25 protein-coding genes are annotated in these 25,248 nt (G+C 70.4%); 10 read left to right on the top strand and 15 right to left on the bottom strand.

Features of this window, described 5'->3' with window-relative positions; translation table 11 throughout:
* Positions 1 to 219 precede the first annotated feature (219 nt).
* Entirely contained in the window at positions 220 to 627 is a 408-nt protein-coding gene (locus ACFV0Q_RS10675; protein WP_385003615.1) for a PPOX class F420-dependent oxidoreductase, read from the top strand.
* 39 nt (positions 628 to 666) lie between these two features.
* Here the strand turns inward: ACFV0Q_RS10675 and ACFV0Q_RS10680 are convergent, their stop codons facing one another.
* Entirely contained in the window at positions 667 to 1,950 is a 1,284-nt protein-coding gene (locus ACFV0Q_RS10680; protein ID WP_385003617.1) for an MFS transporter, read from the bottom strand.
* Between the two features lie 61 nt (positions 1,951 to 2,011).
* Here ACFV0Q_RS10680 and ACFV0Q_RS10685 point away from each other — a divergent pair, with 61 nt between their 5' ends.
* The 3 genes from ACFV0Q_RS10685 (at position 2,012) to ACFV0Q_RS10695 (ending at position 3,698) form a co-directional block, all read left to right on the top strand.
* Complete coding sequence (locus tag ACFV0Q_RS10685) at positions 2,012 to 2,404, top strand: MerR family transcriptional regulator (RefSeq protein ID WP_385003619.1); 393 nt, start codon at positions 2,012 to 2,014, stop codon at positions 2,402 to 2,404.
* Between the two features lie 212 nt (positions 2,405 to 2,616).
* Positions 2,617 to 3,153: a hypothetical protein gene (locus ACFV0Q_RS10690; RefSeq protein WP_385003621.1), complete on the top strand. Its 537-nt coding sequence runs from the start codon at positions 2,617 to 2,619 to the stop codon at positions 3,151 to 3,153.
* Positions 3,154 to 3,308: 155 nt separating this feature from the next.
* Complete coding sequence (locus tag ACFV0Q_RS10695) at positions 3,309 to 3,698, top strand: hypothetical protein (RefSeq protein ID WP_385003623.1); 390 nt, start codon at positions 3,309 to 3,311, stop codon at positions 3,696 to 3,698.
* An 81-nt stretch (positions 3,699 to 3,779) separates the two neighbouring features.
* Here ACFV0Q_RS10695 and ACFV0Q_RS10700 read toward each other — a convergent pair whose 3' ends face one another.
* A complete protein-coding gene (locus tag ACFV0Q_RS10700; protein WP_385003625.1) occupies positions 3,780 to 4,355 on the bottom strand; it encodes a GNAT family N-acetyltransferase in 576 nt (191 codons plus the stop codon).
* A 130-nt stretch (positions 4,356 to 4,485) separates the two neighbouring features.
* A complete protein-coding gene (lepB, locus tag ACFV0Q_RS10705; RefSeq protein WP_385003627.1) occupies positions 4,486 to 5,175 on the bottom strand; it encodes a signal peptidase I in 690 nt (229 codons plus the stop codon).
* A 160-nt stretch (positions 5,176 to 5,335) separates the two neighbouring features.
* Between lepB and ACFV0Q_RS10710 the strand changes: the two genes are divergently transcribed.
* Positions 5,336 to 5,665 (top strand): DUF4232 domain-containing protein, encoded by a 330-nt coding sequence (locus ACFV0Q_RS10710; protein ID WP_385003683.1) that lies wholly within the window; start codon positions 5,336 to 5,338, stop codon positions 5,663 to 5,665.
* 45 nt (positions 5,666 to 5,710) lie between these two features.
* Here ACFV0Q_RS10710 and ACFV0Q_RS10715 read toward each other — a convergent pair whose 3' ends face one another.
* A complete protein-coding gene (locus tag ACFV0Q_RS10715) occupies positions 5,711 to 6,868 on the bottom strand; it encodes an ABC transporter substrate-binding protein (RefSeq protein ID WP_385003629.1) in 1,158 nt (385 codons plus the stop codon).
* 75 nt (positions 6,869 to 6,943) lie between these two features.
* Complete coding sequence (locus tag ACFV0Q_RS10720) at positions 6,944 to 7,675, bottom strand: SDR family NAD(P)-dependent oxidoreductase (protein WP_385003631.1); 732 nt, start codon at positions 7,673 to 7,675, stop codon at positions 6,944 to 6,946.
* 95 nt (positions 7,676 to 7,770) lie between these two features.
* Here ACFV0Q_RS10720 and ACFV0Q_RS10725 point away from each other — a divergent pair, with 95 nt between their 5' ends.
* The 3 genes from ACFV0Q_RS10725 to ACFV0Q_RS10735 all read left to right on the top strand — a co-directional run bounded on the left by ACFV0Q_RS10725 (position 7,771) and on the right by ACFV0Q_RS10735 (position 11,182).
* A complete protein-coding gene (locus tag ACFV0Q_RS10725; RefSeq protein WP_385003685.1) occupies positions 7,771 to 8,667 on the top strand; it encodes a LysR family transcriptional regulator in 897 nt (298 codons plus the stop codon).
* A gap of 131 nt (positions 8,668 to 8,798) precedes the next feature.
* Positions 8,799 to 10,064, top strand: a complete 1,266-nt coding sequence (locus ACFV0Q_RS10730; protein ID WP_385003633.1) for a ricin-type beta-trefoil lectin domain protein — start codon at positions 8,799 to 8,801, stop codon at positions 10,062 to 10,064.
* A gap of 74 nt (positions 10,065 to 10,138) precedes the next feature.
* The gene (locus ACFV0Q_RS10735) at positions 10,139 to 11,182 is read left to right on the top strand and encodes a hypothetical protein (RefSeq protein ID WP_385003635.1); all 1,044 of its coding nucleotides are present in this window, start codon (positions 10,139 to 10,141) and stop codon (positions 11,180 to 11,182) included.
* Between the two features lie 69 nt (positions 11,183 to 11,251).
* On the opposite strand, the gene ACFV0Q_RS10740 is transcribed toward ACFV0Q_RS10735, so the two are convergent.
* The 7 genes from ACFV0Q_RS10740 to ACFV0Q_RS10770 all read right to left on the bottom strand — a co-directional run bounded on the left by ACFV0Q_RS10740 (position 11,252) and on the right by ACFV0Q_RS10770 (position 19,571).
* A complete protein-coding gene (locus ACFV0Q_RS10740; protein WP_385003637.1) occupies positions 11,252 to 12,244 on the bottom strand; it encodes a glycoside hydrolase family 26 protein in 993 nt (330 codons plus the stop codon).
* Between the two features lie 247 nt (positions 12,245 to 12,491).
* Positions 12,492 to 13,748 (bottom strand): flavin-dependent oxidoreductase, encoded by a 1,257-nt coding sequence (locus ACFV0Q_RS10745; RefSeq protein WP_385003639.1) that lies wholly within the window; start codon positions 13,746 to 13,748, stop codon positions 12,492 to 12,494.
* Between the two features lie 181 nt (positions 13,749 to 13,929).
* Positions 13,930 to 14,196, bottom strand: a complete 267-nt coding sequence (locus ACFV0Q_RS10750; RefSeq protein WP_385003641.1) for a helix-turn-helix domain-containing protein — start codon at positions 14,194 to 14,196, stop codon at positions 13,930 to 13,932.
* A complete protein-coding gene (locus ACFV0Q_RS10755; RefSeq protein ID WP_385003643.1) occupies positions 14,196 to 14,681 on the bottom strand; it encodes a DUF2975 domain-containing protein in 486 nt (161 codons plus the stop codon). Before ACFV0Q_RS10755 ends, ACFV0Q_RS10750 begins: the two co-directional genes overlap by 1 nt.
* 539 nt (positions 14,682 to 15,220) lie before the next feature.
* Positions 15,221 to 17,677, bottom strand: a complete 2,457-nt coding sequence (locus ACFV0Q_RS10760) for an FtsX-like permease family protein (RefSeq protein ID WP_385003645.1) — start codon at positions 17,675 to 17,677, stop codon at positions 15,221 to 15,223.
* Complete coding sequence (locus ACFV0Q_RS10765; RefSeq protein WP_385003687.1) at positions 17,671 to 18,411, bottom strand: ABC transporter ATP-binding protein; 741 nt, start codon at positions 18,409 to 18,411, stop codon at positions 17,671 to 17,673. Before ACFV0Q_RS10765 ends, ACFV0Q_RS10760 begins: the two co-directional genes overlap by 7 nt.
* 824 nt (positions 18,412 to 19,235) lie before the next feature.
* The gene (locus ACFV0Q_RS10770) at positions 19,236 to 19,571 is read right to left on the bottom strand and encodes a hypothetical protein (protein WP_385003647.1); all 336 of its coding nucleotides are present in this window, start codon (positions 19,569 to 19,571) and stop codon (positions 19,236 to 19,238) included.
* 616 nt (positions 19,572 to 20,187) lie between these two features.
* On the opposite strand from ACFV0Q_RS10770, the gene ACFV0Q_RS10775 reads away from it, so the two are divergent.
* Entirely contained in the window at positions 20,188 to 21,750 is a 1,563-nt protein-coding gene (locus ACFV0Q_RS10775; protein ID WP_385003649.1) for an FAD-dependent monooxygenase, read from the top strand.
* A 204-nt stretch (positions 21,751 to 21,954) separates the two neighbouring features.
* On the opposite strand, the gene ACFV0Q_RS10780 is transcribed toward ACFV0Q_RS10775, so the two are convergent.
* The 3 genes from ACFV0Q_RS10780 to ACFV0Q_RS10790 form a co-directional block, all read right to left on the bottom strand.
* Positions 21,955 to 22,809, bottom strand: coding sequence for a class I SAM-dependent methyltransferase (locus ACFV0Q_RS10780; RefSeq protein ID WP_385003651.1), 855 nt, complete (start codon positions 22,807 to 22,809; stop codon positions 21,955 to 21,957).
* Between the two features lie 267 nt (positions 22,810 to 23,076).
* On the bottom strand, positions 23,077 to 23,442 hold the full coding sequence (locus ACFV0Q_RS10785; RefSeq protein ID WP_385003653.1) for a hypothetical protein: 366 nt from the start codon (positions 23,440 to 23,442) through the stop codon (positions 23,077 to 23,079).
* A 461-nt stretch (positions 23,443 to 23,903) separates the two neighbouring features.
* Complete coding sequence (locus ACFV0Q_RS10790; RefSeq protein WP_385003691.1) at positions 23,904 to 24,113, bottom strand: hypothetical protein; 210 nt, start codon at positions 24,111 to 24,113, stop codon at positions 23,904 to 23,906.
* 649 nt (positions 24,114 to 24,762) lie between these two features.
* On the opposite strand from ACFV0Q_RS10790, the gene ACFV0Q_RS10795 reads away from it, so the two are divergent.
* The gene (locus tag ACFV0Q_RS10795) at positions 24,763 to 25,197 is read left to right on the top strand and encodes a VOC family protein (protein WP_385003655.1); all 435 of its coding nucleotides are present in this window, start codon (positions 24,763 to 24,765) and stop codon (positions 25,195 to 25,197) included.
* Positions 25,198 to 25,248 lie beyond the last annotated feature (51 nt).

Here is a 25,248-nt window from a genome sequence, read left to right on the forward strand (position 1 = left end):
CGGGTGGACCGTCCGAAGCGCCCCGATCTGCCGGGCGGGCGCGGCGGGCCCGGCCACGTCCCGGAATCGGGGGCGTCCGACCCGCGGCGCCGGGCTCGGCACGGGGCGGGCGGAGCTTGCCGGGGACAGCCGCGATTCAGCAGGCTGTCCGGTGCTGATCTCCACTGACGGCAGCCGTCGGTCCGGAGACGGCAGCCAGCCGAGGGAAGGAACCGCTCCGTGTCCACCGAACTCTCCGACGACCTGAAGAAGCTCATCGACGACAGCCCGGTCTTCGCGACCGTGGCCACGATCCAGCCGGACGGCAGCCCGCAGCTGTCGATCACCTGGCTCACCCGGGACGGTGACGACCTGCTGGTCTCCACGACCGTCGGCCGCCGCAAGGAGAAGAACCTGCGCGCCGACCCGCGGATCACGGTCATGATCAACCCGGCGAACGCGCCCTACACCTACGCCGAGGTCCGCGGCTCGGCCACGCTGACCACGGAGGGCGGCCAGGAACTGATCAACGCACTGTCGCGCAAGTACACGGGCAAGGACTACGCGGACTTCAACCCGGCGTCGAAGGACGACGCCGACCGCGTCGTCGTCCGCGTCACCCCGCGCAAGGTCGTCGGCTCGATATGACGGGGGCGGTGCCGGCCTGGCTCCTCGCGCACGGCAAGATCACCGCTCCGTCGGTGCCATCGCGGTGGTGGTGGCGGGCTCGAGGGCGGGCCGTGCCCGGGGTGCGGTCTTCAGTGCCACGGTGCCGGCCGGGACGATGAGGATCATCAGTACACCGCAGCCGACGAGGACGGCCGGGGCACCGACCCGGTCGAGGAGGAAGCCGCCGAGGCCCGCTCCGAGGGGCGAGGCTGTCAGGAGTACGGCGCTGCGCGCGGCCAGCACGGTGGTGAGGGAGCCGGCGGGCGTGCGGCGTTGGATCAGGGTGAGGGAGAGGGCGGAGTAGGGGCCGTAGACGAGTCCCGCGAAGGCGAACCCGATGAGGGAGGGGTAGGCGGTGTGCGTGAGGGCGAAGGGGAGCATGCCGATGCCGTGACCCGCGATGATGCCGAGCACGGCCGGCCACAGGGGCAGGCGGCCGGCGACGCCCAGCGTGAGACCGCCGATGACGGCTCCGATGCCGAAGGAGGCCCAGTAGGCGCCGAGGAGTTCCGCACCGGCACCGAGGTCGTGGGAGACGAACAGCGGCAGGGCGACTTCGACGGGGCCGAAGGCGAGGTTGAACAGCCAGGTCACGACGAGCAGGCCGAGGAGTTCGGGCCGGCGCCGCAGAAGGCTCAAGCCCTGCCCTGCACCGCCGGTTACCGGTCCTGATGCCGGAGCGGGGGGCAGCGTGGTGCTGCCGGTCTGGACAGCGAGCACGGCGAACGTGGCGGCGTCCAGGCCGATGATCCATACCGGGGACATCACTGGCAACAGAAGGCCCGCGAGAGCGGGGCCCGCGATCGTCGCGCTCGACAGGCTGGTGCTGAGCACACTGTTGGCCGCCAGGCGCTGTCGGTCCGAGAGCAGCGGCGCGAACAGGGCGTGCTTGCCGGCCTTCCCCCAGGCGTGGAGCAGCGAGGAAGCCCCCAGGAGCCCGACGTACAGGGCGGGTGTGAGCACCCCCGCCGCGTGCGCGAGCGGGACCGCTCCCAACAGCACGGCCCGCAGGGCGGAGTCGGCGATCAGGAGCCGCCGCGCCGGAAGCCGCCGCATCCACCGGCCCAGGACCAGCGCACCCAGCGCGCCGGGCAGAACGTAGGCGACGACGGCGATGCCGACCAGCGCGCCCTGGCCACCCTCGGGTCCCAGAGCAAGTGCGAGCCATGCGACGGCGACGACGGTCATGCCGTCGCCCAGGTCGGACAACGCGAAGGCCGGCATCAGCCGCCGGAAGGTCCGGTCGGCGAACAGCGAGCGGTAGGGGCCGGGCACCGGACGTCCCGGTGTTGCTGAGAACATGCACGTCACAGTCGCCCTTCAAGCACGCTTGAAGTCAAGACGGGACGGGGGAGGGGTGGGCATGCGGTACCTGCCGATCGGTGAGCTCGCGGACAAGGCCCGCGTGCGTGCGTCAGCACTGCGCTACTGGGAGGAGCGCGGTCTGCTGCCGGGCGCGCGCCGCGAGGGCGGACGCAGAGTGTGGCCCGCGCCGACGGTCCGCCGGGTGGCCCTGATCAAGATGGCCCAGCGAGCGGGCTTCACCCTCGCCGACATCACGCAACTGCTGGCCGGTGACACCACACCATCGGCGACACGGCAGTGGCGGGAGATGGCCACGCGCAAACTCCCCGAACTCGACCGGCACATCGCCCAGGCCCAGGCCCTGCGCCAGGCAGTCGCGAACTGCCTGGAGTGTGGCTGCATGAACTTCGATCAATGCGTACTGCTGGAGACCACGAAGGCGTCACCCTGACCGCGGACGCACCCGAGGCCGGCACGCCGCCGCGGCTTACACGAGCGGTGGTTCGGCGACGCCCTGTGTCGTCACCGAACTACTCGTAGGATATGGGCGTTGACTGTCCGTCACCGACTTGTGGGGATAAAGGCATCGGCGCCCGTCTTATCGGCTGTCTACTGGACGGACACGCTGGCTGCCATCGCAGCGGACCACCTGAGGAGGAATCTGTGTCTTCGCCCTACCACCCCGAGCACGCTCCCGTCGGCGATGTGGGCGCAGCGCTCATGATGATCGACTCTCGGCTCAAAGGCATCCACGCCGGCCGGACCGGGACCGATCCCGAACAACAGGTGCTGGTCCAACAGTTCGCCGCGTCGCTGGGCCCCAAGGGAGTCGATGATCTGCTGGACGGCGCGTGCACGCTCATCTTCATGTTCATGACGTGGTTGCGGAAGGCCCACGAAGACCACGACAAGGACGTCATCGAGTACGTGGTGCCCAACCTCGTGGCCACGATGCGCATGATGCCCAAGAGCGTCCGCCCCGAGGCCATCCCCACCATGGCCGGCCTGGTCATCGCCGCGGGCACCGGGCTGAGCCCCAACCTGTGGCGCAAACAGTACGGAGACTGGACTGACGAGGAGATGACTCCCCTGGAAGCCACCGCCTTCCTGCTCGCGGAACACATCAACCGCATCGCCGACGACCCCGACTTCGCCACCCGCCTGATCACCGAAGCCCTGACCCGTGCGGACGAATTCTGACGTGCCGCATGCGACCGGTACCGCGACCGTGCCCGCCGGTTCGCGGAGGGTGCCACCGCCGGCGCCCCCCAGGCCGTCGTCCAGACCAAGGCCGGTGTGTACTGCCGAGGTTCAGGGCCCGGACGTTGTCAGTGGGTGCTGGCAGGATCGCAGGCATGACGCCATTGCTTCTCACTGACATCGAACGAGCTGTTCGCGGCAGCTGGAGTGCCGAGACCTGCACGCCAGGGTTCCGGCCGCGCTGGAACGAGGACAATCCGGCTCGAGACCAGTGCGGGGTGACCGCCATGGTGCTCAATGACCTGCTGGGAGGAGAACTGATCCGGGGAGAGGTGCACGTCAACGGAGAGTTTGCGGACTACCACTGGTGGAACCGCCTGGGTATGGGCATCGAGATCGACCTCACCCGCGAGCAGTTTGGGCCGGAGGAGGTAGTCACCGGGGGAGACGTCATTCCCCGTCCGCCCGTAGCCGAGTGGCGCAGGCTGCGTGAGGAGTACGAGCTTCTCCGCGACCGTGTCATGGAGAAGCTTAACCGGCAGTAGACGGCGGCCTCTTCGGCTTCCTCCTCCGACCCCTCCGGCTCATGCACCCCGAGATCGCCCTCGTCCGGGCCGGCTCGGCCCTCACTGGCCGGCAGCCTCGGAGCCGACGGGCGTCTCATCGTTCCAGTCGGGCAGAGTCGTCTCGCCGGAGAGCCAGTCGCGACGCAGGATCGCGTATCCGACCGCGTCGTGGACCTGACCCTGCCTGCCTGGCCAAGCGTCCCGGTAGTGGGCTTCCTTGGCGTATCCGCTGGACAGGAACGCACGGCGCATCGCGAGGTTGTCCTTGCGAGTGGTGCCCTCGATGCGCCGGAGGTCGGGAAACTCCGTGAACAAGTATCCCGTCAGCCAAGCGAGAGCCTGCTTGCCGAGGCCTCGGCCCCGATGGACGGAATCGATCCTGAGGTCGAACAACGGCGTGCCTCCTTCGGGCACGTCAGCCAGATCGAACAGACGGATCAATCCGACTCTCTCGTCACCCTCGACGATCCAGAACGTCCGGCTGTCGCCGTCGTCGTAGCAGCCCTCGCCGACCCGCTGCCGGACGGCGTCGGGGTCGAGCCCTGCCTGGCTGTGAAACGGCCATGCTCCCTTGATCAGAAAGTCGGCCAGGAAATCGGCGTCAGAGGCGACGAGGCGCTGGTATCTGGTGTCCACGGACCGCACCTTATGGATCGAGCGCTCTGCCCGGAACCGATTTCTCAAGGCCCCGGGCAGCACGGGAGCCACCGGCTCGGCAGCCGGCGCAGCTCGGCCCCCTGATCCCGATCCGGGTCCCGATGCCGCATCAACTCGCCGTTGCGGCCGACCCTGCTGCCGGCCGCCGTCGGCGCGCAACCAGCGCCCAGACCCCCAGCACACCCCCGGCCAGAATGACGACGATCCCGGACGCCTCGGCGCCGCCCGCCACGATGAGGCCTGTCGGCGCCGCTACGGCCTCGCCCCGCACCGCCGACAGCGAGACGGTGCCCGGTCCTCTCCCCGCCGCCTGCTGCAGCGAGGAGTCGATGGAGTTCACGCGGTTGTCGCCCATGAGGAACACGTGTCCCTCGGGAACCGTCACGTCGAAGGGCGCGATCGACGGCACCGACCGGTCCAGGACGTACGGCTCATCCAGCGGCTCCCCGTTGAGCCGGAGCCTCCCCTCGCCCGGCCGGTACTCGATCCGGTCGCCGCCGCGCGCCACCACCCTCGACAGCAGCAGCCCGTCGGGCACCCAGTCCGGCATCGATGCGAGCACCACGTCCCCGCGCCCGATCTCCAGCTCGTCGGCGGTGCCCATGGAGAACCAGCCGCTGTCTCCCGGCGTGTACGCCGGTCGCATGCTCTCGCCCGGGATGCGGTGCTTCTCGTACGCCACCTCCGGGTGCCCGGCTGACATCGCCGCGTAGGTCTTCGCGCCGACCACCAGCAGTCCGCCGACCGCCAGCAGCACGATCGCCCAGATGCCCCGTCTCCGGCCCCGCCTGCGCTCCATCAGCCCATCCCCCTCCGGAACCGTTCATGTGTGCGAAGGGAGAGTGTAGGGAACGCCATCGGACCCCTCACCAGCAGGGAGGGGCCCGACGGCTTGAGGGCGCGTATCGCGGGTAGGCGGGACGGGCATCAATCATCTGTGCCGGCGTCCGCGTCAGCCGATCGATCGGGGTGAGTCATGGTGCCGTCCGTACGAACAGCGGTTCCCGTCCTGCTGTCCATGGCCGTGGGGGCCACACTGGCGTGCGTCGGTCCCGCAGGTAGGGAAGCCGGCGGACCGCGACGGCCAGGTACCCGCCGCCGTTTCCCTGGCCCCTGGGCGCAGCGCCACGGCTACCCTCCACACGACGAACGGGCCGATCGGCGGCCCGTGCCTGCCCAAGGGCGCGTTCCTGAAGGTCTACCCGCCCGCGTCCACGGAAGCGGTACTGCTCAACACTCCCTTCCAGGTCTGCTCGAACCTCTTCACAGTCAGTCCGGTCACGGCCTGACGCCGTCAGCGGACAGGTAGACAGGTGGACAGGCAGGCAGCAGTCTCAGGTCCTGACGGATCTGGGCGGTCCGACCTCCGGGCTGTGCTCTCGGCTGGAGTGGAGGACCCGGAAGCGGTCGGGTTCCGCCGGATCTCGATCAACGACTTGGATCGGCGCCCAGGCCCATTGCCACACGCTGATGCCCGGCGTGCGGGAGAACCGGATCAGCCCGCGGGTGCCTTCGACGGCGACGCGCGGCCAGGATTCGGCAGTGCGCGCCCGGTCCGTGCCGTGAGAACGCAGCACGTCGGCGAGGACGGCGACCGTGTCGTAGCCCTCGAAGGCGACGAAGGAGGGCGCTTCGGCCAGCTGCTCGCGGAGGGCCGTCTCGACTCGTGCGCCGAGTGGGCTGAGGCGCTCGGGCAGGTAGCGCAGGAACGGGATCCCGGCGCTGTCGTCGCCCAGCGACGTCGCCCATTCGGTGAACTCCGGTTGCCCGGCCGGAGCGCCGATCATGATCTCGGCGAGGCGCTGGTCGCGGCGGACGGACCTGACGATCGACACGGCTGGCTCAGGGTGGCCGACCAGAAGAAGGAGGGCTGTCGCGCGATGGTTGACGAGTTCGTCGCACAAGGCCGTGGGGGTGAGCGTGGACATGTCGAGTTCGATGACGGTGCCGCCGCGTGGAGCGAGGTAGTCCCGCAGAATGCGGGCCCCAGCCGCCCAGTAGACACTCGGCTGGGATGCTACGGCGATGCGACGGTGGCCCGCGCCGAGGAGGAAGTCCGCGTAGATCCGCCAGCCCTGGGACTGCGCCGGGGCGATGCGCGCGACCCAGTCCGTCGGCTGTTCGGTGAGCGCGTCGAGAACCGCTGACGAGCAGAGGAACGGCAGGCCGAGGGCGTCGGCCCTGGCCGCGGCGGCCCGAGCGACGACGCTGTGATATTCCCCCGCCACGGCGGCCACGCCCAGGCGAGCCAATTCGTCCACGGCCGCCTCGGCCCTCTGCGGATCGGCCGCGGTGTCCCGGACCACCAGTTCGAGCGGTCTTCCGGCGATCCCGCCGGCGTCGTTGACTTCGCGCACGGCCAGTTCGAGTCCGGCGAGCAAGTGTCGGCCTGCCTCGGCCCAGCCGGGCCGAGTCAGCGGAACGAGTGCGCCGATCCGGACGGATGATCCGTCAGTTCGGGCCGGTCCAGGTGGTGATGGTGGCGTGTTCATGGGTTGGATTCTCTCGTGTGGCGGTCGGTCGCAGCTCAGGCGTCTCATAAGGGCGGGTGGTGACCTCCCGGCGCATCACCAGGGCACTTCGCCGGCGTCCTCGAAGAACCCGCCGGTCGGGCCGTCGTCGGGCAGGGTCGCGAGCTTGATGGCGATCGCGGCGCCCTGTTCGGGGGTGCGCACGCCGCGGAAGCCATTGAGGTCGGTGGCGACGTAGCCGGGGCAGCCGACGTTGATCAGGATGTTCGTGCCGCTCAGCTCCCGGGCGTACTGGACGGTGACGGCGTTCAGGAACGTCTTGGACGGGGAGTACGCCGCGGCCACCGGCCCGGGCGGCTGCTCACCAGCGGTCCCTGACTGCCGGGTGAGGGAGCCCACGCTGCTGGACATGTTCACGATCCGGGGTGAGGCGGAGCGGCGCAGCAGCGGCATCATCGCGTTGGTGACGCGGATGACGCCGATCACGTTGGTCTCCACGACCGTTCGGATGGTGTCGGGATCGACCCGGGTGGGCTCCTGCGGCATGCCACCGGTGATGGCGGCGTTGTTGACGAGCACGTCGAGGTGCCCGGCCCGCTCCTCGATCAGCCGTGCGGCGGCGGTCGCGCTCGCGTCGTCGGTCACGTCCAGCGGTACGCCGAACGCGTCGACGCCGGCCGCGCGCAGTTTCTCCACCGCGGCCCCACGGCGCTGATCGTCGCGGGCGCCGACGCCGACGGTCCAGCCGAGGGCGCCCAGGCCTGCGGCGATCTCGTAGCCGATTCCCTTGTTCGCGCCGGTGACCAGCGCAATCGTTCGTTCGCTCATGGGACTCATGCTGCCTCGGACCCGGGTGCGAGGTCCAAGACCGATGGGGTGGGCGGCGATACCGTCCGGGTATGGATCCCGAGTACCGTGGCCGTATGGAGACCCGGGAACTGCGCTATTTCGTCGCGGTCGCTGAAGAGTTGCACTTCGGGCGCGCCGCGCAGCGGCTCGGGATCGCACAGCCGCCTCTGTCACGGGCGATCCAGCAGCTCGAACGCCGGCTCGGGGCAACGTTGCTGGATCGGACCAGCCGCACCGTCACGCTGACCGAGGCCGGCGCGGTGCTGCTGGCGGAGGGCCGGACGGCCCTCGACGCGGTCGACGCCGCCGAGCGCCGGACCCGCCGCGCCGCCCTATCCGCGAGCGGCCGTCACGGCCTGGTCCTGGTCACGAAAGCCAGCGCGTCCAGCGAACTGCTGGCGAAACTGCTCGACGCGTACGCCGCCGAACCCGGCGCGGTGCCCGTCGACGTCATCCTGTGCGGTCCGGCCGAACAGGGACGGCTGTTGCGCGAGGGCCGGGCCGATGTGGCGCTGCTGTACCGGCCGTTCGACTCGACGGCCGGGTTCGACACCGAAGAACTCAGCACGGAGGGCCAGGTCGTGGTCCTGCCGGCCGGGCATCTGCTCACCGTCCGGCCCCATGTGCACATGGCCGACATCGCCGGGCTGCCGGGCCTGCCCCTGCCACGCTGGCCCGACCCCGACGGCTCCTACCCGCCCGGCCCCGGCCCGCAGGTCCGCGACCACGCGCAGTTGTTGCAGCTCGTCGCGCTCGGCCGTGCTTGCGCGGTCTCACCGGAGTCGTGCCGATCCCAACTGCACGACGATCTGGCCGCCGTGCCCGTGCTGGACGCGCCGACGGTCACCACCGTGATCGCCTGGCCACCGTCCAGCCGGTCCAGAGCCATCGCCGATCTCGTTCGGACTGCGGCACGTCTCACCGGTGTGTGGACCGCGGACAGCGCTGGGCGGACGGTGCAGGCATCTTGACGCGGCCGTACCGTGCGCCTTGAATCAAGTAGTGAACGAAGGGGCCCGGAGGGGCCTGCCCTTGCATTCGTTCCCTGACGTCAAATTGTCATGCGCATGTCTTTCGTGATCCCCACACTCGAATCGATGTGATGACCGTGCACCCCACCTGGCACCGGCGCGCGCTCTTGTGCGCCCTCGCCCTCGTCTGCTGGGGCGGTCTGGCCGCCCCCGCCACCGGCGCCGCCGAGCCCGCCCCCACGCCTCGGGCCGGCGCGGCCGTGACCTTCTCCGACGACTTCGACGGACCGGCGGGAGCCGCCGTCGACCCCGGCAAGTGGCAGACCGAGACCGGTGACAACGTCAACAACCATGAGCGGCAGTACTACACGGAGGGCAACCGCAACGCCGCCCTCGACGGGCAGGGCCACCTGGTCATCACCGCCCGCCGGGAGAACCCGTCCAACTACACCTGCTGGTACGGCCGCTGCGAGTACACCTCGGCCCGCCTCAACACCGCAGGCCGTTTCACGCAGGCGTACGGACACGTCGAGGCGAGGCTCAAGGTGCCGCGGGGCCAGGGCATGTGGCCCGCCTTCTGGATGCTCGGCGACGACATCGGCCAGGTCGGCTGGCCCAACTCCGGCGAGATCGACGTGATGGAGAACGTCGGCTTCGAACCGTCGACCGTGCACGGCACCCTCCACGGCCCGGGCTACTCCGGCTCCGGCGGCATCGGGGCGGCGTACTCCCTCCCCGGCGGCCAGGCCTTCGCCGACGCCTTCCACACCTTCGCCGTCGACTGGGCCCCCGACTCCGTCACGTGGTCCGTCGACGGCGCCGTCTACCAGCGGCGGACCCCCGCCGACCTGGGCGGGCGCAGCTGGGCGTTCAACAAGCCGTTCTTCCTGATCCTCAACCTCGCCGTCGGCGGCTACTGGCCCGGCGATCCCGACGGCAGTACGGCCTTCCCCCAGCAACTGGTGGTCGACCACGTCCGAGTCACCTCGTACGACGGCGGCACCGGCGGCCGGACCGGCCGGATCAGCGGGCTCGCCGGCAAGTGCGTCGACGTGGCCGGGGCGAACCCGGCCAACGGCACCCCGGTCCAGCTCTACGACTGCAACGGAACCGGCGCTCAGCAGTGGACCCTCGGCTCCGACGGGACCGTACGGGCGCTCGGCAAGTGCCTCGACGTCGCGAGCGGCGGCACCGCCGACGGGTCGCAGGTCCAGCTCTACGACTGCAACGGAACGGGGGCCCAGCGCTGGGCGGTGTCCGGGGCCCGCGACCTGGTGAACCCGCAGGCGGACAAGTGCCTCGACGTCACCGGCGGCAACTCCGCCAACGGGACGCGGCTACAGCTCTGGACCTGCACCGGGGCCGCGCAGCAGAAGTGGACGGTACCGGCCGGCTGAGTCCGTGGGCGACGGGTTCGATTCGGGCCGCGGGACCGGGAACCGCACAGGGGCGGGGGCCCGTCGTCTCATTCATGATCGATACCACGGACCTGACAGTCGAACAGCTTGCCGATGCCTGGCGGAACGTCCACAGCACCTCCCCGGCGGACGAGGCGGATCCCCTCGTGATGGACTGCGCCCGTCGGCTCGCGGCCGATCCGGGTGGGGAGCAGGCGCACGTGTGGGTGTACGGGCTGGTGGGGATGTCGGGCTACCTCGCGTGGCGTCCGGGGAGGGCGGCCGAGCTCGCCGCCCTCGATGCCCTTCGCGCCGCGGCGAAGGAGTTGGGCGGCCGACCCTGCTCCCACGACGATCACCCGTACGAGGCCGAGATGGACGCGATGGAGGACGAGGTCTGGCTCGGCGACAACGGGCTGCTGACCGGCGAACTCGCGGCGGGGGAGGGGGAGCCCGCACCCGATGCCGCGCGGGTGCTGTGTCCGGGCAACGTGGCGGGCTGGGCGCGGCTCGTCGCCGATGTGATGGCCCCGCTCACCGTCCGTCGCGTTCCCGTGGGAGCGCCGGTGTACCACCAGAGCTGCATCCAGACCCTCTCGGGCATCGTGAACGACTACCCCTACTGCGATCCGCACGAGGTGCTGACGGACGAAGCCGCCGACCTTCCCTCGCGTCCGACCCGCGGGGTGCTGGCCGGCTACCTCGTGACCATGAACGCCACCTGCTGGTACGCGGCGTCGGAGCGGATCACCGACCGCTCGGTACTGGACGCGATGATCGAGGGCGTCCGCGGCGCCCTCCCGCTGCTGCGCGACGATGAGTGCGCCCATGACTCCGGCGACCATCCCGATACCGGCGACGCGGACTACCTGAACCAGGTCGGCTACTTCCTGCGCAGCCCGGGCGGCCGTGCCGAGATAGCCGAGTACTACGGGTGGGACGACGAGGACGAGGAGTACGCCGAGGGGGACGCCGAGGAAGAGGCCCTGGACGCCTGGGTGTGCCCCGAGTTCCTGCGGGGCCTGGCGGAGCAGACGCTCAGCACGCTGACGGAGGCTCTGGAGTCGTTCGAGACGGCACAGGACGACGAGCCGAGCGAACAGACGCAATCCGCCTGACGGCCCGCGGCGCCCCCTTTCGACTCACGCGGCGGCCCCGACCCCCCCGCTGCGCGAGCACCCGTGTCTTCATCTCGCGTCTGTGGACAGGGCCTCGCGGAACACTCGTGCGGAGCGCGGGTTCTTGCTGCACTGCCACACGCCGTGCGGGCAGTAGTCGGTGATGCTGTGGTAGAGCGGCTTGTGCTCCGCGATCCATCCCAGCATGTCCCGCATGTACTCGGCGTTGTCGCCGTTGCGGAACAGCCCCCACTCGGGGTACGAGATCGGCTTCCCGTGCTCCTTCGCGAAGTCGACCTGCTGCTGGAGCCCGTAGGGCTGGTTGACCTGCTCGTCGAAGGAGTCGCCGGGCGGCTGGTCGTACGAGTCCATGCCGATGATGTCGACCACGTCGTCGCCGGGGTAGCACCTGGTCCAGGCGATCGCGTCACCGCCGCGGTTGGGCGCGAAGTCGAAACGGAACCGCTGCCCCTCCACGGAGCGCATGGCGCCCACGATGCTCCGCCAGTACCTCTTCCAGTTCTCGGGGTCGGGCCGGCACCGGTGGGTGTAGTTGAAGCCGTTCATCTCCCAGCCGAGCACGATCACCGTGTCCGGCATCCCGAGGGCGACCAGACGCTTGGCCAGCCGGCGGAAGTGGTGGTCGTACTCACCGTGCGCGCCGGAACGGAGCAGCTCGGCGACCCGGCCGTCGGGGACGCCGGCCTCGTTGCGCTCCAGCATGGGCACGTTCAGTACGAACAGCCGATCGGCTCTCGCCTTGCGCCACCGTGCCCAGCTGAGCAGGGAATCGGGTGCCCCCTCGATGTTCGACCAGGTGTCGCCGGGCAGGTAGGTGTGCCCGGCGCGCAGCTCGGCGCCCCCGAGCCAGCGCGAGAGTTCCCGCATCCTCTCGACGCCGGGGGAGCCGTAGTGGAGATAGGCGCCCACGGCGACCTCAGGCCCGGCGTCCCTGCCGGAAGCCTCTTGCGGCGGCCTGGCGAGGGCGCCTCCGGTGACGAGCAGGCCGACAGCGACCGTACTCGCGCAGGCGCCCGCCAGCCAGCGGACCCGATGGGACATGACTCCTCCACGAGCTTCGCGAACCGATGTGACCTTGGAGCGACGTTAGGCATCTCATCCGACTCATGGCCTGCCCGGTGTCCCGATGCTGGGCCATTCGCGGCAGCCGACCGCCTTCGCTTGGCCCGATCAGGTGAAGGCCGCCACCCTCATCCGCACGTCGGTGAGGATAGGAGCGGCAGCCGGTCGTACCCTCTCGGGCGCACCTCGATGGCTTCCTCACCGTGTTCAGGACATCTCACGGCCCTCACCATGTCGGATCTGGGGCATTGCGCGGGACCGTCCACGACGGGTGCGTGTTGACCTGCGCCACGGTGGCCTGGGCCAGCTTCTTGTAGCGGTTCGCGATCTTCTCGGCCTGGCCGTCGGGTAGTGTCCCGCCGCGCTCTGCGGCTCGTGCGGTGATCGCTTCCGGCCCCGCATCCCGGTTGGCCCGTACGACCGCGTTGACCGTCGGTCGGCGCACCTGGTCGTAACGGCGCAGCGCGGCCACGGGGTCGCGTTCCCGTGCCAGGCACCAGGCCAGCACACGGGCGTCGACGATGGACTGCGAGCCGCCGTTCATGCCCATCGGGAACATCGGGTGTGCGGCGTCACCGAGCAGGGTGACGCGTCCGAAACTCCAGCGCGGCAGCGGGTCGCGGTCGAGCATCGGATACTCGTAGATCGCTGAGGAGCGCTCGGCCAGCGTCTCCAGGTCGATCCACGGCAAGTCCCAGTCGGCCAGCCCGGCGAGGGCCTCCGTGGGCGTGATGCGACGGTTCGAGCGGTCCAGCGGTTCGGCGGGCTGCCGGTGCCGTACCTCAAGCACCCAGTTCAGCAAGGCTTCGTCACCCCCGTTCACCGGGTCCTCGATCGGATAGGCGACGAACTTCGCCCCGGGGGTGCCGCCGGCCACCACGATCGAACGGCCGTCGAGGATGTGCGGGTACGGTGCGACCCCGCGCCACATGTGGACGCCGTTCCAGTTCGAGGGGCCCTCGTCGGGGTAGAGCTGGGCGCGGACTACAGAGTCGATGCCGTCGGAGCCGACCAGCAAGTCGGCTTCTTCCACCCACGGTTCACCGCTCGTCCGGTCCAGGAAGTGGGCCCGAATGCCGCCCGTCGTCTCCTCGAAGCGCTGGAACAGCCGGCCGGTGCGGACGGAGTCCGGCCCCAGGCGCTCGTGCACCGCCGCCAGCAACATGACGTGCAGGCGGCCGCGGTGCACGGAGTACTGCGGCCACTGGTAGCCGGCCGCCATTCCGAGCGGCTCCTCCCACACCGGTTCGCCCGCCCGGTCGCGGTAGCTCAGCCGCTGCGGGGGCACCGCGATCGCGGCCAACTCGTCGGCCAAGCCGAGTTCGGCGAGCTCCCGGACGGCGTGCGGCAGCAGGTTGATCCCGACGCCCACCGCCTCGATCGTCCGTGCCGCCTCGCTCACCCGCGGCTCGAAGCCGGCGGCGTGCAGGCTCAGGGCGCAGGTCAGCCCGGCGATGCCGCCCCCCACCACACTGACCCTCATCCGTCGTTGCCTGCCTTCCGTCGACACGACAGCACCCTAGGCCAGCTGTCCCTGACCGGTGACGGAGAATCTTGAAATCCACCGCCGCTCAGGCACTCGCCGTGCTTCGGTGCCGCTGGAACGGAGGTCACGTTCCGCAGGTCGCGGTCGCCGGCCAGGCCCATGCGGCCCGGGTTCCGCGTCACCGGCCGGTGGTGCCAGGCATTTCACGCACGCCCTGGGGCACGTCATCCGCCGCAGCGTCCTCGGCCTCCCAGCGCAGCAGGTCGCCCGGCTGGCACTCGAGCACCTCGCAGAGCGCGGCGAGCGTCGCGAACCGCACCGCCTTGGCGCGGCCGTTCTTGAGTACCGCCAGGTTGGCGGGAGTGATCCCGACGCGGTCCGCGAGCTCGCCCACGGACATCTTCCGCCTGGCCAGCATCACGTCGATGTCGACGGCGATCGGCATCAGATCACCTCGTCCAACTCGGCCCGCATCTGCGACGCTTCGACGTCACGCGCGACGGCCTGGGCGAGCAGCATCCGCAGCACGAGCACCAAGAGCGCGACTCCCAGGATGGCCACGCCGACCCCGCCCATGATGACGGTGACGCCCGGGTCCTCCCGCTGGCCCGGCGCATTGATGGCGGTGACCGCGAACCACACGAGGGCAGCCGCCGCGATCGAGCCGATCACGATGTCCACGTACCGGAAGGCGGCGTCGGAGAACACGGTTCCACGGCGCACCATGGTCACCAGCCGCCACACGCAGACCAGGGCGACCTGGACCGACACCATGCCCAGGATCGTGATCAGGCGCAGCGGCGTCAGCGGGAGCGACCCGTCCTCCGGATCGGTGGCCAATGCCCACACCATCAATACCTGTACGAACGTGGTGCCGGCGAGCACCACCACGAGCACGGCGCGCAGCGCACCCACTGTCAGCTTTCCCATGACGCATCCTTCCATCGAGTTGCGATGGGAATCTATCGAATCTCGATAGGTCGAGCAAGGGGACGCGGAGCCCACCGCCCGCCCGACGTAGGCGCCGATCACCTAGCCCGCGGCGACCTCGGTCCGCACGCACACCGCGTAGACGGCCCGGGTGCCCCCTCAACGAACGCGGCTGGCTCCCTGCGCGGGATGCCGGCGCCGTGGCAGCCGGAACGGAGATGGCTCGCCGATCAACGTGATCGGGGCCTGCGGCCCGGTCAACGAGTGGCTTCTCGAAGTACCACCGGTCGAGACCATGCAACCGTGACCTTGGGTGAGGGTCGAGCGCAGGTTCCGGGAGTTGGTCTGGCCGGAGGCCGAAGACCTCGTGGTCGAGACGGTGGGCGTCGTCGGGGACTCGGTGCTGGTCGAGAGGGGACAGACCTGCTTCCCTCGATTCCCCACCCGCGGTGCGCCGGCTTGCCACGGACAGTCGGCGGTCGCTGACGAGATCTGAAGAAGCCAGCCGACTGGATCGCGCCGAGCCGGCTGTCCTGTTCCTACTCGCGCATGCCTGCGGCTTCGACCGCCCGTCGGCGGGTCGCCCGTCCGGTCGCCCCGGAGGCGGTGACGACGGTGACGACGGCGCAGAGCGCGACGGTCTCCAGGACCTGCGCCCACGGGATCACCGTCGGCGCGTCGGCCACGAGTTTGTTCAGCGAGACGTGCTGGGTCGCCGCGGCGAGTCCGGTCGCCACGGCGGCGAGCACGGTGCCGACGACCACCGCCACGGCGGACTCGGCTGCGGCGACCTTCACGATCTGGCTGCGTACCGCACCGGCCAGCCCGAGCAGGGCGAACTCCCGCCGCCGCCCGGCCATCGCCATGATCAGGGTGTTGGCGACCGCGATCAGCGCGTAGGCCAGCGCGATCCCCAGGATGACCACCGCGGCGTTGTCCGTCTGCTCGGCGGCGTGCGCGCGCTGGGTCTCCAGGTAGTCGCCGTAGGTCAGGACGCGCGCGCCGGAGCCGGCCAGCGCCTGGTTCACCGCGGCCGTCTGCTGCTCGTCGAGCGGCCGGCCCACGCCCGCCGTCGAGTCGAGGTAGACCCGGCTCGGCATCACCGCGCCGGTCAGCGACGCGGACACATAGGTGTCGTCGCCGGTCAGACCGCGCGCGGCCACCGCCGCGATGACAGTGGGGACCTTCTCGCCGGTCGGCAGCAGCGTGACAACCTGGTCCCCTGCCGACAGGCTGTTGGACTGGGCCGCGTGCTCGTCGATGACCAGGAAGTTCTCGGGCGGCGAGGCGAGCGAACCGGAGAGCACGGGCGGCGTGATGGTGGTGCCCAGCGCCGCTGCGGGCACCGCGTCGGCGCTCAGCGAGTCGATCTGGTCTCCCTGGGCGGTGCCGATCCGGATGTTCATCGAGGTGGCCGGGGTGACCCGGACCCCGGGCACGGCCGACAGCCGCACCAGCGTGCGGGCGTCGATCCCGGATCCGCCGGGCACGACCACGTCCGCCGCCTGGATCTCCTGCCGCTGGCGGGCGAGGACCGCCGCGTCACCGGACTTCTGCATCGTCAGCAGGGTGCCGACCAGCCCGACGGCCACCACGATCGGCGCCACCGTGGCGGCCGTACGCCGCCGGGAGGTGAGGATGTTCTCGCGCACCAGCAGCGGGCCTGCCTTGGCCGAGCCGCGCAGCGGGCCGATCAGCAGCCGGGTGACCGGACGCAGCAGGATTGGCGCCAGCAGGGTGACCGCCCCGACGTAGAGGAGCGGCACAGCCTCGTACTTGCGGGCACTGGCCGCCAGATACGGCGCGGTCCGGGAGATCGTGATCCCCGCGACGACCGCGCCGATCAGCATCCCGACCCCCAGCAGCCAGCGGATCGGCGTCATCCCGCGACGCTCCACCACGCTCTCGCGCAGCACCTCGATCGGCCGGATCAGCGAGACCCGGACCAGAGTGGCGGCCGAGCCGGCCAGCGCTGCGGCCACGCCGATGACGAAGGAGATCAGCAGCGGCAGCGGGTTGAAGGGGATGGTGAACCAGGAGGGGGCGACGTCGTGGTCGAGCATCCAGGAGCGCAGCGGCACGGTGCACAGCGGGGCGAGGACACAGCCGGCGACCGCCGCCGCCAGACCGATCAGCAACGCCTCGCCGAGCACCATGCGCCGCACCTGCCGCGGCGCGGCACCCACCAACCGCAGCAGCGCCAGCTCGCGGCGGCGCTGCTCGGTGGCGAAGGCGAAGGTCGCGATGACGACGAACACCGCGACGCACACCGCGAGTCCGGTCGTACTGCCCGCCATCGCCTGGGCGTTGGCCAGCGCCTGGGCGCCGCCGGTGGAGTCGGGGTCGACCCGGGTCAGGTCGTGGCCGCTGAGGACCACGGCCCGGCCGCCCACGAGAGCGGACAGCTGATCCGCCTTCTGGCCGCTGACCAGCGCGTTGACACCGGGCGACAGGCGCTGCGCCTCGGCACCGCTGAAGAAGACCGCGTTCTCGAACCAGAGCGCGTCGGTGACGCCCACCACCCGGTAGCGCCCGGCGCCGTCGGAGGTGACAGCCTCGGCCTGCCGCCCGATCAGCGACTGGGCGCCGCCGGCGACGACGATCTCGTCCGGGGCCTGCGGCGCGCGCCCGGCCACCAGGTGGTAGCCCGCGAAGGCGGCCGAGGACCAGGGGTGGCCGGTCGTCCCTGCGGAACCGGGGTTCAGCCGTACCGGGAAGCTACGGTCGGCGGTGGCCTTCCCGGCCTCGGTCACCTTGGTCACGACGTCGGCCGGCAGCACCGCGGGGGCCTTCATCGGGCGCCCCTGGAAGCCCTGCGGCGCGATCACGGTCGAGGCTTCCTTGAACCGCTGCGGCCCCGGGTGCGGCGTGCCGAAGGTGGCCGCCAGGGTCAGCGTCATCATGCCGATCATCGTCGTGCCGAGGGCGAGGGCGAGGAAGGCGCCCACGAAGCCCATCAGACGGTGCCGCAGGGTTGCTGCGGCGATGCTCAGCACGGCTTCGTCTCGCTCTCGCCAGGCTCCAGCACGGCCATCCGCCGGGCCACGGTCTCGGCCGTCGGGTCGGACAGCTCGCCGGTCACCCTGCCGTCGGCGAGGAAGACCACCCGTTGCGAGTACGAGGCGGCCACCGGGTCGTGGGTGACCATGATCACCGTCTGTCCGTGCTGCTCGACGACGCCGCGCAGCAGCGCCAGGACCTCACGCGCGGTACGCGAGTCCAGCGCGCCGGTCGGCTCGTCCGCGAAGATCACCTTGGGTCTGGTCACCAGCGCCCGCGCGATCGCGACACGCTGCTGCTGACCACCCGACAGTTCGGCGGGCCGGTGCTCGCCGCGCTCGGCGAGACCGACCTCGGCCAGCCCCTTGTCGATCGCCGCCGGGTCGATAGGGCGCCCGGCCAACCGCAAGGGAAGTTCGACGTTCTGTCGAGCCGTCAATGCCGGTATCAGGTTGAAGGACTGGAAGATGAAGCCCATGTGCTCGCGGCGCAGCTCGGTCAGCGCCCGCTCGGACAGCGTGTGCAGCGGCGCGCCATCCAGAAGGATCTTGCCCACGTCGACCCGGTCCAGGCCCGCCGCGCACTGCAGCAGCGTCGACTTGCCCGAGCCCGAGGGGCCCATGATGGCGGTGAAGGTGCCTGCCGCGAAGTCGATGTCCACCCCGTCGAGCGCCTGCACCTGGCTGTCGCCGCGGCCGTACGTCTTGTGCACACCGGTCAGGCCGACGATGCCGCCCACGCTCGCCACTCCGGCGCACGACAGACCTGAAACCCGCCCCTCACCGGAAGAGTGTGACGACACTGCTCGAGCCTTGTTTCGGAACACTGTTCGCCTTCTCCAGGGGGAATCGGTCAGGGCATCAGTCACCCGCCGCGTCGACGCTACGGCCCTGTGCGGCGTCGACGGCTCCGGACTGTCCCTGATCTCGGCCCTGAGAAACCCCTGATCGAAGGAGGCGGGACGCGTGGGGTCCATCGATGCGCGCGCACCCGAGTGGGGAACGAAGAGCGTGCCTGGGGATTTTCGCGGCTCTGGCCGGAGTTCCGTGAAGTCCCAGGTCAGGAGCCGAGCGAGGGAACGCTCCGGCGGGGCATGTCTCGCTGGTGGGTCTGCTCGCCGGACGATGTGCGGTTGGAGGCCGTGGAGTTCACGGCGAGGTGTTGGTAGCGGCCGCGTGCGGTCCGCCGCCCAGGTGTCCGGGGTGCCGTGCCCGGGCTCGACGGGTGCATTCCTGCTATGAGCGTTGTCTCGACGACCGCGTACGCCTCCCCGTCTCATACGGACCGACACATCGCTCTGGGACTCGCTGGTGTTCGACTGGATCGACGACGTGGACGTCGAAGCGGTGACCGCCGCCTGCGGCACCGTCGACGTGGCGGCGAGAGGACGCGCGCCCGAGGCGAACTGCCCGGACTGCGGTGGGTTCTCGGGCCGGCCGTCCAGCGGCCGCGTCAGGCGTCGCGGTAGCAGAGCTCATGCCGGCTCCGCCCCGCACGCCCAGCCCCGCAAATCTTTCGGTGGCACCTGCAGAGAGGCGGCGAGGGTGCCTCAATTCAGGCGAGGATCGAGGTAGTTGGGACCCCGAGGACCCCGCGGACGGCCCGGTCGGCGAACTCGGTGTCGTACGGGGCTTGCCCGGCGAATGCGATCACGACCCCTTCGAGGGCGCCGAGCAGAGCGAGCGCCGTTTGCCGGGGCGGCGGCCCCGGTGGAATGGCGCCGCTCGCGCGTGCTTCGGTGATCCAGGCGGTGCACTCCTCATGGAGGCGGTGCGTGATGTCCGCGATCGCCCTGCCGCCAGGGTGGTTCTGCTCGGCGAACTCGACACGCAACGTCATCAGCACGCGGGCTACGTCCCGGCGGACTTCGGCGTTCCAGGTCTCGTCCACCCATTGCACTCGCTCGCGACCCGCTCCGGCACCATTCGGGCGCTCAGCACCATAGCCCGTCCCGACTACGCGGACGTCTTCACACTCACAGCACCGAACGCCGGAACGCGCACCAGCGAACAGTGGGCCCGCGCCGTCTTCGAAGACGCCCTCGGCTTCCTCCCGGCACTGATCGTCCGGCGGATCCTCATCGGCCTGCGCCTCGGGTGGAGGCGGTCACCAGGACGGGTGGCGGGCTGGCGGATCGCCGCCCGCGGCAACGACTGGGTCCGTATGGAGGCCCACTCCTGGATGAGGGCCGGCAGGGGAGCGCGTCTCGGGGGCGGCGACCGAGGTGCGTTGGTCTCCGGGGTCGGCACGGCCCTGCGAGGAGCGGGGCGGGGAGCGGTCCCGCGTCGAGGCCGACCGCGCTGCCCGGCGGGCGGCACGGTACGCCGGACAGCGCGGGCTCTGGGACATGACGAGATCTCGTTCAGGAGCATCCGCAGGGTGAGGCTGTGCTTCCGGCCCGCTTCCCGTCCCTCCTCGCGGGGGCCGATCCCTTGACATCGTGCGACTGTTGTGGCTGGTCAGGGCGGTGTACGGGCCTTTCTGACCCTGGGTCATAGTGGGTGCCATGGACTATGACGTAGTAGTGGCCGGAGGCGGCCCGGTCGGACTGATGCTGGCCTGCGAGCTCCGGCTCGGAGGCGCGCGCGTGGCCGTCCTGGAGCGCCTCACCGAAGTGAATCCGACGATCAAGGGCGGGGCCATCACCACGCCCAGCGCCGAGGTGCTCTACCGCCGGGGCATGCTGCCCGAGCTGGCCGAGGTGCAGCGGCAGACGATGGACCGCTTCCGGGCGTTCATGCGCGAGCGGAGCGGCGGGGACGGAGGCGGGGCCGCGAACCAAGGGCTCGGGTTCGTCGGGCACTTCGCCGGGATCATGCTGCGCGCCGACCTGGTCGACCGTACGGAGCCGGGCCTCGGCGACGCCGGACCCGCCGCCGAGATCGCCTTCGTGGCGCAGCAGGACATCGAGCGGCTGCTCGGCGGGCGGGCAGCCGAGCTCGGCGTCGACGTGCGCCGGGGGGTGGAGCTGACCGGCTTCGACGCGGACGAGGAGGCCGTCACCGTACGGACGAGCGGCGGGGCGATACGGGCCGGCTGGCTCGTGGGCTGCGACGGCGGCCGCAGCACGGTCCGCAAACTCGCGGGCTTCGAATTCCCCGGTACGGACCCGGAGATCACCTGCCACCAGGCGGTCGTGGAGATGACCGGCGCCGAGGACCTGAAGATCGGCTGGGCCGCCACCGATACCGGGGTGTACGCACACGGGCCGATGCCCGGCCGCATCGTCACCGTGGAGTTCGACGGCCCGCCGGCCGACCGGGACGCGCCGGTCACCGCCGAAGACCTCCAGGCGCGGCTGCGCCGCGTATCCGGCGTCGACGTCACGATCACCGCGGTGCCGACCGCGACCCGCTTCACCGACCACGCCCGCCAGGTCACCGAGTACCGCAAGGGCCGGGTGCTGCTGGCGGGCGACGCGGCGCACGTGCACTCGGCGTTCGGGAGCCAGGGGCTGAGCCTGGGCATCGGTGACGCGATGAACCTCGGCTGGAAGCTCGCCGCGGTGATCGGCGGCCGGGCGCCGGAAGGGCTCCTGGACACGTACACCTCCGAGCGGCACCCGGTCGGCGCGTGGGTCCTGGACTGGACCCGGTCCCAGGTCGCGGCCATGCGCCCGGACCCGCAGTCCCGGGCCCTGCGCGAGATCGTCAGCGACCTGGCGGAGACGGTCGTGGGCACCACGTACCTCACCGCGCGGCTCAACGGCGCCGGGGTGCGGTACGAGCTGCCGGGCGGGCACCCGCTGACCGGCCGCAGCGCCCCGGACCTCGAACTCACCGACGGCGGCCGCCTCGCGGACCACCTCCACGGCGGCCGGGCGCTCCTGCTCGACCTCACCGACGACCCGGAGCTCCGGGCCCTGGCCGCAGGGTACGCCGACCGCGTCGACATCCTGACGGCCGGCTGCCCGGACCGGCCGGAACTGGCGGCCGTCCTCGTCCGTCCGGACGGCTTCACGGCCTGGGCGGCCGACGCGGGGGCGCAGGCGCCTACGTCGACGGCCGGGCTGGCGGAGGCGCTGCAGGAGTGGTTCGGAGTGCCGGAGGGCGCGCTGACGCCGGGCTGATCCGCCGCTCAGGGTGGGGCGGGGGGTGTGAACTGCGCCCCCTGCCCCTGCCCCCTGCCCGCTGTGTTCGTGCTCTCCCACGAGTGTCGGTATCCCAGCGGTCCCCGGTGTACGGGCGGACCGGGGGGCCGGCTGTTGCCGACCCCGCGCTCGATCTCGGTTCGTGCCGGGCGAACGCGGCCCCGGACCGGTGGCCCAGGCCGCTCAGAGGGCCGTCAGCGAGTAGGCCGGCAGCGGCGTGTTGCCTCGGTCCTTCGCCAGGGACCGAAGCACGTCCGCTTGGCTGAGTACCAGGTCCCGTACCGCTTGCGGCAGCTCAGCCATCCGGTCGTCGTTTTCGAGCAGTGCCGTGCAGGCGGCCACCTCCCAGTCGCCGTCCTGGAGGCCGGTTGTGTCGATGGCCTGCCCCGGGGCGGGGGCCCAGCCCGTCGCGGGGAGAACCCGGAGCAGGCTTTCGTGTGAGAACGGGGTGCGCACATTGCCTTCGCCTCGCGACCCGCCGGCCTCGATGTGACCCTGGATCAGGACGGATAGCAGATGGGGCAGTTGATCGGCTGACCGGGTTGTGAGGTCCCACTCGGCGAAACACAGGCTCCGCGCCCAGTGGCGGACCCGGGCGAGGGTCTGCCGCAGCTGATCCAGGGAGGCGAAGTACCAGGAGCAGTGGGCCAGGACGGCGTAGTCGAACCCGCTGTCGGGGAAGGTGACCGCCTCGTCGAGGACGTCCAGGCCGAAGCGGAAGTCGATGCGGGAGCCCAGCGGCGTCGCCCTGAGGTGTTCTGCCGACTGCCCCAGGGTGACCGGGCTGCCGTACGACGGATCCGCGATGTCGACGGCGACCACCCGGCCCTGCGGGCCGACGGCCTCGGCGAGGACCGCCGTCATGTCGCCCTGCCCGCATCCGACTTCCAGGACCGAAGCTCCGATGGGGATGCCCCAGCTGGAGACGAGTGCGGCCCGGTAGCGGGTCTGGGCCAGCTGGACATCGGGGCTCACCTCGGCGGCGGCCATGGCGGCCGCGATCGAGGGTGCCTTCGCCATCAGATCGGTCTTGTTCACAGAATCCTTCGTCGTGCGCTTCGGGTGCCCGTCATGCCGAGCGGGTCGGGGGTCGGCTCCGCTCGTTGACCCTCAAGAACTACAGGACCGTCGGCGGGATGCGGGCGGCCACGGAGAGGGCGGAGTCCAGGGTGTGTGTCCGAGTGGTCTGCTCGGGCCAGGTGGGGCCGACCAGCCAGCAGGCGGGAACAGCTCCCGGTCATCGCCCGGTTGGTGCAGGCCGACTCAGCGTGCTGAAGGTTCCCGCCGTGGCGTGTACGCGGCCATCTACTCGGCCGTCTCCTCGGGAGAAAGACGAGTGATCTTCTTTCCCGCTTCGGTTTCGACCAGGGTCAGCGCGCCGATCCAGTTCCCGTCATCGGGATACTCCCAGTTGGCCGCGTCAGCGAGGACCGCCGGCAGATGATCACGAGGTACCCGATCGCCCGGCTGGCAGCCGTCCTCCCCGGACGGAGAGACCCACGGCGCCATCCGACGGACCTCAATCCATCCACGATCGATGAGAGCGAGCAAGGTCCCAGCCAGTTCGCTGACCGGCCGGGCCTGGTCCGCTTCGTCGAGGTCACCCCACACACCGGCGAGGATGTCGCTCTCGTACGAGTTGACCATGAAGGCTTCCTCGGTCTTGGTCAAAGCCTCCCACTCACGCCTGCTCACTTATCGATCATCGCAGAGCAACCCGGTGATCGTTTCCGATTCCGGCCCTGGGTTCTTTCCGCAGCTGGTCGACGGCTACCTGCCGGTTCGGGTACGGAATCTGGCATACCGGCTCGTGCTTCTGCAGCGGCCGGACGCGCCGACGCCCTGGAATCGAACCGGCCCACGGCCTGAGCCACAGCCGGATCGAGGCTCGGCTGCCACGGCGCCGACGGTTGGCCCGCTGGTCCCTCGAAGCGAGGCGCGGGACCCCGGACGAAGGCCGGTCCCGGCGCCGCGCCCCTGGGGCGAGCCTGGCACGGCCGGCGCCGGACCGCTCTGCTTGCAGGGCATCCCTTACGTGGTGCACCACGTCCTGCTCGCTCGCCGAGTCAACCGGCCGGCGAGCAGGACTGGTCGCGCACATGGGGATTGCCCGCTACCACCGGACTGTGGTGTCAGTACCAGACGTACAGATAGATGGGCAGGACGGGCCCGGGCAGGCCGATAACGCACTTGTAGACGAGGCCCGTAGCCTTTCCGGCGTTCTCGCAAGAGGAGGGCGCGTTGTAGTAAGTGCTGTGGTAGTGCCAATCGGCTGCGGCGGCCTGCGTGTCGTTGGGCGCGGCCTTGGCCGACTGCGCGGGCTCGGCGGCCTGGGCAGTCACGGCGGTTCCTCCCAGGGCGAGTGCAGTCCCCAGGGTCAGACCTATCAGTGCATGACGCTTGCGCACGCTGTATCCCCTCTCCCTTGGCCATAGTGCTGTGGAGCCTGCGGCGAGCATCCCGTGAAGTGCCCGGGATTTGTTGGTGAATGGAGCCTCGCTTCTGCGTCGGCCGCAGGCTCCCTTTCGCGGCGGGAAACCCCAAACGGCGTCATAAGAACCGCAAACCGTCCTCCACCCACTCTTCAAAGTGAGTGAAGGCCGCTCTTTGTGACCAGTTAACAAACCGAAGGCGCTTGGTGTCCAGACAAGGCCGCTCAGTGGCATCAGAAGAGCTTGGGCCGGCTCGGATCGGGGTAATACGGAGCGGCAGTCAGGACCAGACCGGCCCACAACGGGCAGTTGCGAGTGTCCTGGCGCCGAGACACGGAGACGACGCACCAGCGTGGCTCCGTGAACGGTGGACGCCGTCACGGCGGCCGCCCTCATCCAGACTTCGGAAATGAAGGGAGACCGGAGAGGGGTGGAGGTGATGGCGGGCAGGTGGATGACCAACCCGGCGAGATCCGCCACGAGTCGGCCGAATGTGCCACAACCCAGTCAGGGGAGGGACCGTTGAGACGACGAAAGACCCCGCCTCTACGATGGGCCGATGACGTCGATCAAGAAGTTCCAAGTCACCTTCGACTGCGCAGAACCTGAGCGCGTCGCTCGTTTCTGGTGCGAGGTGTTGGGGTACGTCGTACCGCCGCCGCCGGAGGGGTTTGCCACCTGGGACGATTTCACTCGCTCGCTGCCGCCTGAGCGTCAGGGTGCTGGGTTCGTCTGCATGGATCCCACAGGTGTGGGCCCGCGCATGTACTTCCAGCGCGTTCCCGAAGGCAAGGCCGTCAAGAATCGGGTGCATCTCGACGTGCGGGTCGGCACCGGGCTCGTGGGTGAAGAGCGCCTGGCCGCATTGGAGGCCGAGTGCGCACGACTGGTCCCGCTCGGCGCGGTACGCGGGCCACTACTGCTTGCCGATGGATTCAACGAGTCGTGCCTCCTGATGCAGGACATCGAGGGCAATGAGTTCTGTCTCGACTGAGTGGCCTCGAACGCGGCACCTTCACGGGCCGAGTGGTGCGGTTCGCCCTCA

It is taken from the genome of Streptomyces sp. NPDC059564, assembly GCF_042735575.1.
GTDB lineage: Bacteria > Actinomycetota > Actinomycetes > Streptomycetales > Streptomycetaceae > Streptomyces.